Genomic DNA, 10,888 nt, shown 5'->3' with positions numbered 1-10,888 from the left:
AGCATACCGCTGGTATGCAGTTGTCTTCCACCGTCATTTCCTGAACCCGTGACAACACACACCTTAGCCATCTGGGCCACAGAATTAACAAACAGCTCAAGTGTCGACGTGCCATCATGGGCTCCAAAGTTATTTCCATATGAAAGATTTATCACTACCGGAGTTCCAGTCTCCATGCTGTATCTCACAAGTAGATCTATCCCCATCATTATACCTATCGTGTCCGGCAGCGCGCGTTCAAGCGACTGTTCAACGACAATGATCCGGGCTTTTCCCGCCACTCCTATATTGCTCCCGGCGGCCACAGATGCAACCTCCGTGCCATGCTGCTCTCCCATGACACCAGGCAGCCGCCTGTCCTCATACATTTGCCCGATCTCACTTTGATCATATATCCGTCCAAGACCATAGCGGTTTGGGTAAGTCCTTTCATAATCTGTATTCTGGTTCCAATACATGACTATCCTGGAGCCGGCGTCATCTGCAAATTCCCGGTTGAGGATATTCACGCCGCTATCTATAATTCCGATACATACACCTTCGCCTGTGAGCCCATACTTCGACATGAAATTTTCCGTTATGCAGGATATGTATCTGTCATAGGCGACACCCGCACCATAACTGTAATATTGCGCTTTATCGATATAAAGTACCCTCGGCTCCTCCTGAAGCCTTTTTATATTGTAGGAATACACGTTCACTATGGCATATCCCCCGAGCAGATAAACGCAGCTATTCAGAATATCTCCCTCAAGATCATCTATGTCACCGGAATGTCTGATTATCAGCATCCACGAATCATCGGATGCGTTATATCCAAGATAAAGACTGCTGTACGGCATGTAACCATCCGCATCCATGGCAAGTTTAAGTTCAGGACTTATTTTGTCATCCATACATATACATTTCTCATTTTTTATCATTATATTGCACAAAATATCGTTCTATGTCGCAAATTGTTTGCTTATTTCACACTTTTTAGGATGTTTTAGCACTTTTCCACATTATCCACAGATTTATACACATTTTTCAAATATATAGTCGTATATTGAAAAACTTAACCACATTTCCATCAACAAATTAAAAATTCAATCGAAATATCGATGCTTCATTTATTGTAATACGACCATTTTCTTACCGGCCCACATATATAATTCCAATTGCACTACATGAAAAGAAGTGAATTATTTGAACTTTCTGACAAATGTATTACTAGGCAGACATTCAAGGATCACCAATGCTATCGGTTACCTGGACACAGGTAACACGCTAAGATGCAATCTCACAGGACGCAACGTCGCCGTGACTACATACGCCGTAGCCATCGAACTGGCTCCACCGGAACTGACTCCACTGCTCGATGACTACATCAAAAAACCGTCTTCCATATATGAATATGATTACCGTGATGACATTCCGGCCGGAATACACATAATTCCCTACAATACGATATGCTCCGGAAATCAGCTTATGCTCGCCATGGACATTGACTACATGTTCATCGACAGCTCATACATGGAACACAGACCACTGATCGGTATCAGCCCAAATACATTTAATATACTTCACACAGACAAATGTATTCTTTTAAGCAAATATTATATGAAAAGAGGCAAAAGACATGTTAAACACAATAAGGGGTAACGACTTCAAATTTACTGTTGCCAGCAATATTTCACTGCGCTCCCTGAAAAGCGGCAAAGATATATATTATATTGGAGGAACCGAGGTACTTCCCGCCCCGCTGGAGCCCCACGAGGAGGCCGTGGTCATAAACGAACTCACAAACAACCAGTCGGATTCCGCAAAGAAAATGCTGATAGAGCGAAATCTGCGACTTGTCGTATACATTGCTAAAAAATTTGACAACACGGGTGTCGGAATTGAGGATCTGATATCCATAGGCACGATCGGTCTCATCAAGGCCATAAACACCTTCAAAAATGACAAAAACATAAAGCTTGCCACCTACGCATCAAGATGTATTGAAAATGAGATACTCATGTTTCTCCGTCGCAACAGCAAGCTCAGAACAGAGGTGTCCATCGATGAACCGCTGAATGTTGACTGGGACGGCAACGAACTGCTTCTGTCCGACATTCTGGGAACGGATGAGGACGTAGTCTACCGTGATCTGGAGACAGAGGTAGACTACAATCTCCTCGACAATGCCATATCAAAGCTCTGTGAAAAGGAACGTACCATCATAGAACTGCGGTATGGAATAAACACCATAGGTGGGGTAGAAAAGACTCAGAAGGAGGTGGCTGATCTCCTGGGAATATCCCAGTCCTACATATCCAGGCTGGAAAAAAGAATAATCAAGAAGCTTCGCAGAGAGATAATGAAGCAATACTGATACACACAGACAAATATGACCGGGAAGCTACATACATCCGTTGTTCTGCAGGCTCCCGGTCATAATCTTTCAGTGACGATATTATGTCATTATGACATACTGTCAGTGATGATATCCCGCCATACGTCTCTTGTAATCATCCACTTTATCCCTCAGTTTGGTGTAGTCCTTTTCCTTGAGCTGCCCCTCCTCATTAAGCTTCGTAACCAGCTCATCAAGTTCCTTCAAGGCTTTATGCGCCAGATCCTTGTAGTTGTTCGCCAGATTCATATCCAACTCATTCACAGCCGAATTCACCTGCTGTTTTACTTTTCTACTCATCATAATATATCACCGCCCATTCATTTCAAGATCTTATTCCCACGTATACCAAAAGAGCCTGAAACCCTTGATTCTACTCAGGTTTCAGGCTCAATATAATGCCGGCTGCGGGACTTGAACCCGCACGATGTTGCCACCAACAGATTTTGAGTCTGCCTCGTCTGCCAATTCCGACAAGCCGGCGCTTGCGACATTTGTTATATTAACACATGCCCCATTTAGTGTCAACTACTTATCATCCCCTGTTATCCTTCGCGCAACCACGACAAATCTGCCATCCTCAGTGTGTGAAGCGCATGTTGAAAGTGTGATGAGTTCATCACCGTACTCAGCCGTAACACCGCTGTCATATGATGTGTTTGACTTGACAAAATCAATATATTCATCAAATTCCGCCTTATCCGCAGCGTTAAAGAACTCATAATAATGATAGTGCTCCGTGTCATCGTCAGGATATATCTCCGATCGGAATGCACCGATGACCTCGTATGTTCCGGTCTCATACAACGTGTCAAACTTGATATTCTTATGCTTCTTATAAAAGCTCTCGTCCTCATACTGAAGCAGCTCTCTGAACATTATTCCCGACTTCATGTTATGTCCGTATATGAGAACATTGTCCGTTCTGTCATCAAACGGCCTGCAGTTCGTATCTATGAACGGTGTACCCGGATCACTCCAGTTCTTATCGAAATCCAGATGCAGATAATAATCGTTGTCATCGGGAGTGTACATAACCGGATAATCTATGGTCGTGCCATCGATCGTGAGCCATCCTGCAATATCACTGTTCTTCTCGTATAACTTCTCGAATTTCTTGAGTATCTTCTTCTCGCCATTGTCCTTACTTTTATCCGAGACCTCCACCGTAACCTTTTCGGTATCATCCCCATCGGTATCGAGCATTCCTTTAAGATCATTGAAGTTATTCTGCGCATTCTTCGCAATATAATAATACCTTCCAAGATACGCACCGCTCCAAACTGCTATAAGTAAAAAAACGACCAGCAGTATGTCCAGAACTATATCCTTTGCTGTTCTCTTTTTCTTTTGTTTTGATCTGTCTGCATTCTTTCTGTTCATGTCTTACCCTCAAAAGAAAACTAAAAAGGCTTCTGTACCTGCATACAGAAGTCCTTTTGTTGATTAATAATACTTCTTGTTTCCCCACAGATTCTTTTTCTTAAGATCAACATACTCTGAATATGCCTGTTCAAGTATCTGCTTCTCGTTAGGAAATTTCAGAAGGTGGTAGGCTTCATGGTATTTGTAGTAACCGGAATCCACGAAATACTCTTCTCTCTGTGGCTTGCTGTAATAGCTGTCAGACATCATGAGATACCAATGAACATCCTTATTTACCACATCAAATGCCGTGTTAAAAGTGTAATTGCTCTTTCCCACGTATTTGATTATAGATGCGCTTACACCTGTCTCCTCTTTCACTTCTCGCAAGGCGGTCTCATCGTGCTCCTCGCCCTTTTCAACAGTTCCCTTGGGGAGAACCCATCCTTCGTATTTGTTCTTGTAGTTCTTATACAACAACAATACTTTTCCTCTGAAGATTACCACCCCTCCACAGCTTGTTGCTTCTATCACTGCAATTCCTCCTGTTTCTTCCGGGTGTGTAATTAAAACTTGAAGTCAGTATATCATATGTCAAATTATTTTTAAAGTAAATATGATCACGTATTAATGGCATACGCATCATTTTGTGCAATTATTTCACATAATTATAGTATGCGTCAAAGAGCTGTCTGGCAATATACTTTGCTGAAGCTCCAGTTGAGCTTGCATTCTCAACTATGACACATACGACTATATCCGGATCATCAACATTTGAGAATCCAACAAACCACGAATGTGAATCCATGTTGTCGTTGAACTCCGCAGTACCTGTCTTTCTGGCTATGGTATATGAGCAATCTGCAAATGCATCCGATGCCGTACCATATGATGTTACGCCAAGCATCAGATCCTTCAGAAGTCTTGCGTCAGATGCAGATATGATCTTACCGTAGGTGTTCGGCTTGAATGTCTTTACAAGATTGCCATCGCACGTCTCTATCCTGTCGATGAGATATGGGGACATCATGACTCCTCCGTTTGCTATGGTGCTCATGATCATGGCACTGTGCAGAGGTGTTATAAGTGTGTCGCCCTGTCCTATGGCTGTCTGCGGTATCTCCGAATCATCTGAGGTTGCATTTAACTCGAATACTGATTTTCTGTAATATCCGTCATAAGGAAGATCCTTGTTAAACAGGAACTTCTCACACAGATCCTTGTACGACTGCTTGTTGAGCTTCATTCCTATATTGGCAAATGAAGTGTTACAAGATTTCGCCAGTGAGTCCGCCAGATCCACAGTTCCATGAACCGCATAATCTGAGCAGTGTATCTGTACTCCGTCAAATATATCCTCGCCCTCGCACTCATACGAATATTTCTGATAATTGCTGTTCTCATGAATATACTCCAGAGCCGTGAGTACCTTGAAGGTTGAACCAGGTGGATACAGACCCTGTGTTGCACGATTCAACAGATAAGAGCTGTCAGAATCCTGTGAATCCTCTATCACACTGTCTATATAGTTCGGATCAAAATCAGGCTTTGAGACCATGGCAAGGATCTTTCCAGTATCCGGTTCCATAACCACAACAGCGCCGTCATTATATCCCAGTGCATCGTAAGCCGTGCTCTGCAGCGTGGTATTCAGTGTACTTATGACATTGTTTCCCAGACTCTTCTCATTTCTGAGCTTGTTGTATGTCTGCGTGATTATGTTCTGGTTTGATGTCAGGAGATAGTACGCGGAGCTCATCTCAAGTCCCGCCTGTCCGTTGCTGTCATATCCGACAACATGTGCGAACACATTGGAATATGGATAATTTCTGTACTCGTTTCCATCATCATCCGTCAATGTCTCCGCAAGGACATTTCCATCGCTGGATATGATGCTTCCCTTCTTTATCTTCTCCGCATAGAGAGACTGTCTCCCATTGTATGAATTGGCGATGAATGTTCTTGAATCCCTCACCATAAACACGATAATATATGCAAACATACAGATAAAGATTATGACAACAAAATATGTTATAACCAGAACAGGCACATTCTTTTTGTCATTTGTCTTCTTGTCCAGAATGTCACTATTCTCCCCAGAATTCATCTGAGTTCGTCTCTTTCCTGTCGTATCCTGTCTTTGCTTTGCGCTGGACTGGCTTTTTCTGTTTGCGTTGTTTTTCACCGCTGTTTGACTGACCCCTGACCGCGACTGGGGTCTCTGGCCACTCTTCCCTGCTGATACTTTCCTGTCTGACATTTTTATCAACTCCACTGTTATCTAATACACATATACCCTGAATTATTCCAAATATAATGAGTGTGCTGACAACCGAACTCACTCCATAGCTTACAAGCGGCAGCGTCACACCCGTAGATGGTATGAACTTCACAACACCGCCAACGTTCAGGAATATCTGGAATATGAAGCATATTGTAAAACCAAAGGCTACATTCTTATAAAAAGCATCTCTTATCTTCATCGATATATTGATGAAATATATGAAGCAGCTCAGATACATAAGAAGCAGGCAGAGTCCAAATATAACTCCAAGCTCCTCACATATCGCAGCAAATATAAAATCACTGGACACGACCGGTATCGATGTCGGAAGTCCCTGGCACAGACCCGTTCCCTCGAATCCGCCCGAGCCTATCGCAAACAGACTCTGTGCAACCTGATATCCACTTCCATCTATTTATTCGATCGGGTTAAGCCATGCATCGATTCTCATGGTGACATGGCTGAAATGATTCTTCAAAAGCATATATCCAACCACAGCAAGAACCGAACCTCCGAGGCCTCCGCCTATAAGTATGCTGTGCTTACCAGTGGCAAGGTACAGCATCATGACAAATACCATGAAGAAGATCACCGCACCACCGAGATCCGTCTCAGCCACCAGAACCAGCATGAAAAGTCCTGCTACACAGATCGTTTTCATCATATCCTTAAAGTTCTTTGCCTTTTCAAATGAGCTGGCAAGGAAGAATACGAATATGATCTTGACGATCTCCATAGGCTGCATCGATATTCCGCCTATGCTTATCCAGTTGTTTGAACCATATTTATCAACTCCCACATGCGGGATGAACACCGTGCACAGGAAGCCTATACCAAACACCGCATAGAATATATTCCATTTCTTTATCTGCGGGAACTTTACCACGAACAACGGCACAAATGCCGTCACCACCAACATGATCGTGGCAAATATAAACTGCTTCTTCGCCAGGTCAAAATCAAGTCTTGTCAGCATGACATAACCTATGAGAAGAAGGAATGACATATTGTTCGTTATAAGTCTCGATGAGCCCTTATAAATGGCATGATATGAAACCATATATGTTATGGATACTATCATCTGTAGCAGATAAAATATAAGTATGCTCTTCTTCTCATAATGCAGATATAATGTCAGATAGCAAAGAAAATGTATCATGAACACATAAAATATCTGCACATTAAGCGCCCGCCGTTTCTTATCGGCAGGCACAGGCTATAAAACCGTAAAGCATTTTACGGTGTATAAAACCATAAAAAATATGATCAAATACTTCGCTATCTCCGTTACTATTGTTATCATGTTTCCACCTTTATCAAAAAATCTTAATCGATTCCTTTGTAATAATGTCCCCTGGTATACTGATCTACAGACATGGATACTGCTTTTTCCCCTGACATGGCAAGCTCCAGACTGTCCATTATATCCTTTACTTTATTAGTATCCTCAATTGTAAATTCAATATAACAGTCTTTACCTGAAATACCGGTTTCAGCCAGTCTGTCTATCATATTTGTAGGAACACCATTATATATAATGTTATAGCAGTACGCACAGTCATTTCTGACATAGAATCTGTTTCCCCTGTCATCCGTCAGGACATTCCGGGACATCTTCCTTGAGGCACAGCCGTTCATGTAATTGCCTGCTATACAGTTTGCAGTGATCATAACCTTCTGATGACCATAGAGCTTTATGAGTGTATCATATGAAAGACCATGTATCTCATCAAGTGTGAGCTCGTTTGAGCACATAAAGCACACATCACCCATATTCTCTCTATAGAAATCAAACGCATTATCATTATACGCATAGAGACTGGCATCTGCGATCACGAGTCCCTTATAGTCCAACTTCTTTAGAATTCCCAGCTCGTCATAATTTCTGATCATCACACCGTCAAATGAACCAAGTTCACCGGAAAGGCCTGAATATCTGTCAAGCTCTCTCTGCCGCAATACCTCAGGCAGAGCAAGGATCACTCTGAATCCGGCCTGCTTCAATTCATCTGCATATTTTCTGACATTATAATCTACTATTACATTGCTGACCCATTTATAATTCTTAACAATATTTACATGGTCAGCGTCCGACACTCCAACTGTAACACCGTGAACAGTGTTGTTTTTCACATTTTCAAGAGGTCTTTCAGCGCCAGGCAGGCCAGTTCTTACTGCACCGCCATCCCGCCTGTAACTCTGTGAGATCTGCAGTCCAAGCTGTTCAAGTGCCTCCCGCCTCAGGTTGTTCACTGCGCTTATCTGTACAAACAGGTTGTCAGATACATCAGCAGCTATATCCCCGAGCACATAATCTGTACCGCCTGTCTTTTTGATCTTGTCAACTATCTGTGACTCTGTGACAGGCTTGTTAAGTGCCTGTGTACACACAGGCCCCTCGACTGAGACAGAACACTTTCCTTCTACAGTTGAAAGCTTAAGCTCTAATGGCTGATCCGCATACGCACTGACATGTGCAACGAGCTCTATCTTCCTGTCGGCATTTATTATATTATTCTGTATATCTTCCAGAAGCTTACCGTTTCTTGTACGGTATACATCATTGAACTTTGCAATGCTCCTGAATGACTTCGCCTTAAGTCTGACATTCTTTCCCACTTTTGCCGCCACATTGCATGTGAGCTCCACATCACCATTTCTGCCTCTTATCTCAAGGACATCGCCTGCGGATACATTCTCGTCAAGTTTTATATCCACATATGGCTTTTCTACCGCATTCACACGCCCAACCTTAATTCCTGTGTGGTTTGGTCTGCTGTTCGCAAGCATCTTTTTGCCATTGGATGTGTAATGATAACCTGAGCAGAATCCGCCCCTGTTATATATGTCGAGAAGCTTCTTCTCCTGCTCCTCTGCCAGTTTCTCCACTGATTCGCCCGCCAGATAAGCATCTCTGACCTCACGGTACGCAGTCACGGTTGCAGCCACATACTCTGGCTTTTTCATTCTTCCCTCTATCTTGAAAGAATCAATTCCCGCATCTATGAGCCTGCTCAGACTCTTCAACATGCACATATCCTTCAGGCTGAGCATATACTCATTTACATCATTTGAGGCATACTGCTTTCTGCACGGCTGGGCACACCTTCCCCTGTTACCGCTTCTTCCTCCGGCAAAGCTGCTCATCAGGCACCTTCCGGAATAGCTGTAACACATCGCTCCGTGGACAAATGTCTCCACCTCTATATCAACATTTTTCTTGATCTCTGTGATTTCTGACAATGACAATTCTCTCGATGGCACAAATCTGGTCATGCCTATGCTTTTCAGAAACGCAGCGCCCTGTGAACTGGACACGCTGAGCTGTGTACTTCCGTGCAATGGAAGGTCTGGAAACGACTTGCCCAGAACGGAGACAACTCCCATATCCTGTACAATTATCCCATCCACGCCCTGCCTGTAATAAGGCTCCACATATGATGGGAGCCTTTGTATCTCTTCATTCTTAAGCAGTGTGTTGATCGCCATATAGACCTTCACTCCGAATCTGTGACAATAGTCTATGGTATCAAGCAATTCTTTTTCATCAAAATTACCGGCAAATGCCCGGGCACTGAACATACTGCCTCCAAGATATACCGCGTCTGCATATGCATTGACTGCAGCTTTCACCGCCTCCGTATTGCCCGCCGGTGCCAAAATTTCAGTCTTATTTAACATTTTTCTCCGCTTCAAGTTTTATGATCTGTCTCTGAAGTTCACTTATCTTCTCTTTGTATTCCTCTATCATCTTCTGTGCAGACTCATACTTTATCTGCACCTCGATAACCTCATGTCTCAGATCATATATCTGCTTATCCTTGTCGTCATCCTCGGTGAGCATCTGATTGACCTGATCCTTTGCCTTAAAGTAGTCATCGGCTATATTCAGTGCAAGCAGAACATTCTGATACTCTGCGTTAAATCTCCTGTACGCCTCAGATGACTGACATTCTGCTATCTTGCCATTGATATATGTCGCCACATTCTGGAGATAGTCCTCGCTCTCCTGGCCGCTCAATGTATATACTTTATTGTTGATTACCACCTTGATATCATTCTTCTGTGCCATATCCCATTCTCCTTTACTTATCCTTTATAAATGCATCCAGTCCAAAATGTCTGTAACATAGATCAGTGACAACTCTTCCCCGGGGAGTTCTGTTTATGAATCCATTCATTATGAAATACGGCTCATACACATCCTCTATCGTGCCCGGATCCTCACCGACGGCAGCCGCCAGTGTATCCAGACCGACAGGCCCTCCTGCAAATTTCTCTATCATTGTCATTAATATATTTCTATCGTTCACGTCCAGTCCCATGGAATCGACCTGAAGCTTGTCCAGAGCGGCCTTAGCAACATCGTGATCTATATGGCCGTCATGACACACCTCAGCATAATCCCTGCAGCGCTTGAGAAGTCTGTTCGCAAGTCTCGGTGTACCTCTTGATCTTCTTGCGATCTCAAGTGCACCCTCCTCGTCTATGTCAACTCCAAGAACCTCCGCTGACCTCATCACTATCTCTCTCAGATCGTCATGGGTATAAAATTCCAGCTTGTCCACCATTCCAAATCTGTCCCTTAGGGGAGCCGACAACATTCCGACCCTCGTCGTTGCACCTATCAGTGTAAATCTTGGCAGATCAAGTCTGATCGACCTTGCACCTGCGCCCTTGCCTATCACAACATCTATTGCGTAATCCTCCATAGCCGGATAGAGCACCTCCTCAACCTGTGTGCTGAGTCTGTGTATCTCATCGATAAACAAAATGTCGTTGTCCGACAGATTGTTGAGTATCGCGGCAAGCTCACCGGGCTTTTCTATGGCAGGTCCCGAGGTGATCTTGATATTTAC

The 10,888-nt window shown here is 43.4% G+C and carries 10 protein-coding genes, 1 tRNA gene and 1 pseudogene; 2 read left to right on the top strand and 10 right to left on the bottom strand.

Annotated elements, in window-relative coordinates:
- Positions 1–896 (bottom strand): S8 family serine peptidase (locus CCU_RS12385; RefSeq protein ID WP_208896243.1); only part of this gene is annotated, 896 nt, incomplete at its 3' end.
- A 283-nt stretch (positions 897–1,179) separates the two neighbouring features.
- Here CCU_RS12385 and CCU_RS12380 point away from each other — a divergent pair.
- Both CCU_RS12380 and sigE read left to right on the top strand, forming a co-directional pair.
- Positions 1,180–1,644 carry a sigma-E processing peptidase SpoIIGA gene (locus CCU_RS12380; protein ID WP_082418048.1) on the top strand — a complete coding sequence of 155 codons (465 nt, stop codon included), beginning with the start codon at positions 1,180–1,182 and terminating at the stop codon, positions 1,642–1,644.
- On the top strand, positions 1,622–2,359 hold the full coding sequence (gene sigE / locus CCU_RS12375) for an RNA polymerase sporulation sigma factor SigE (RefSeq protein ID WP_015534897.1): 738 nt from the start codon (positions 1,622–1,624) through the stop codon (positions 2,357–2,359). Before CCU_RS12380 ends, sigE begins: the two co-directional genes overlap by 23 nt.
- A 102-nt stretch (positions 2,360–2,461) precedes the next feature.
- Here sigE and CCU_RS12370 read toward each other — a convergent pair whose 3' ends face one another.
- The 9 genes and pseudogenes from CCU_RS12370 to ruvB form a co-directional block, all read right to left on the bottom strand.
- Positions 2,462–2,683, bottom strand: coding sequence for a hypothetical protein (locus CCU_RS12370; protein ID WP_015534896.1), 222 nt, complete (start codon positions 2,681–2,683; stop codon positions 2,462–2,464).
- 96 nt (positions 2,684–2,779) lie between these two features.
- Positions 2,780–2,863, bottom strand: a tRNA-Leu gene (locus CCU_RS12365).
- 45 nt (positions 2,864–2,908) lie between these two features.
- Complete coding sequence (locus CCU_RS12360; RefSeq protein ID WP_015534895.1) at positions 2,909–3,763, bottom strand: class B sortase; 855 nt, start codon at positions 3,761–3,763, stop codon at positions 2,909–2,911.
- 63 nt (positions 3,764–3,826) lie between these two features.
- Positions 3,827–4,279 carry an NUDIX hydrolase gene (locus CCU_RS12355; protein ID WP_022216509.1) on the bottom strand — a complete coding sequence of 151 codons (453 nt, stop codon included), beginning with the start codon at positions 4,277–4,279 and terminating at the stop codon, positions 3,827–3,829.
- A gap of 121 nt (positions 4,280–4,400) precedes the next feature.
- The gene (locus CCU_RS12350) at positions 4,401–5,852 is read right to left on the bottom strand and encodes a peptidoglycan D,D-transpeptidase FtsI family protein (protein WP_015534894.1); all 1,452 of its coding nucleotides are present in this window, start codon (positions 5,850–5,852) and stop codon (positions 4,401–4,403) included.
- Positions 5,833–6,948: pseudogene (locus tag CCU_RS12345) on the bottom strand (FtsW/RodA/SpoVE family cell cycle protein). Before CCU_RS12345 ends, CCU_RS12350 begins: the two are co-directional and overlap by 20 nt.
- A 407-nt stretch (positions 6,949–7,355) precedes the next feature.
- On the bottom strand, positions 7,356–9,710 hold the full coding sequence (locus tag CCU_RS12340; RefSeq protein WP_015534893.1) for a peptidase U32 family protein: 2,355 nt from the start codon (positions 9,708–9,710) through the stop codon (positions 7,356–7,358).
- The gene (locus CCU_RS12335) at positions 9,700–10,101 is read right to left on the bottom strand and encodes a cell division protein ZapA (RefSeq protein ID WP_015534892.1); all 402 of its coding nucleotides are present in this window, start codon (positions 10,099–10,101) and stop codon (positions 9,700–9,702) included. Before CCU_RS12335 ends, CCU_RS12340 begins: the two co-directional genes overlap by 11 nt.
- Before the next feature lie 13 nt (positions 10,102–10,114).
- On the bottom strand, positions 10,115–10,888 hold a 774-nt coding region (gene ruvB / locus CCU_RS12330; RefSeq protein WP_208896242.1), incomplete at its 5' end, for a Holliday junction branch migration DNA helicase RuvB.

Source organism: Coprococcus sp. ART55/1, from assembly GCF_000210595.1.
In the GTDB taxonomy this organism is placed as follows: Bacteria; Bacillota; Clostridia; order Lachnospirales; family Lachnospiraceae; genus Coprococcus; species Coprococcus aceti.
Note: the sequence above shows the minus strand (reverse complement) of the source record. Positions and strands in the feature narration are given on the sequence as shown.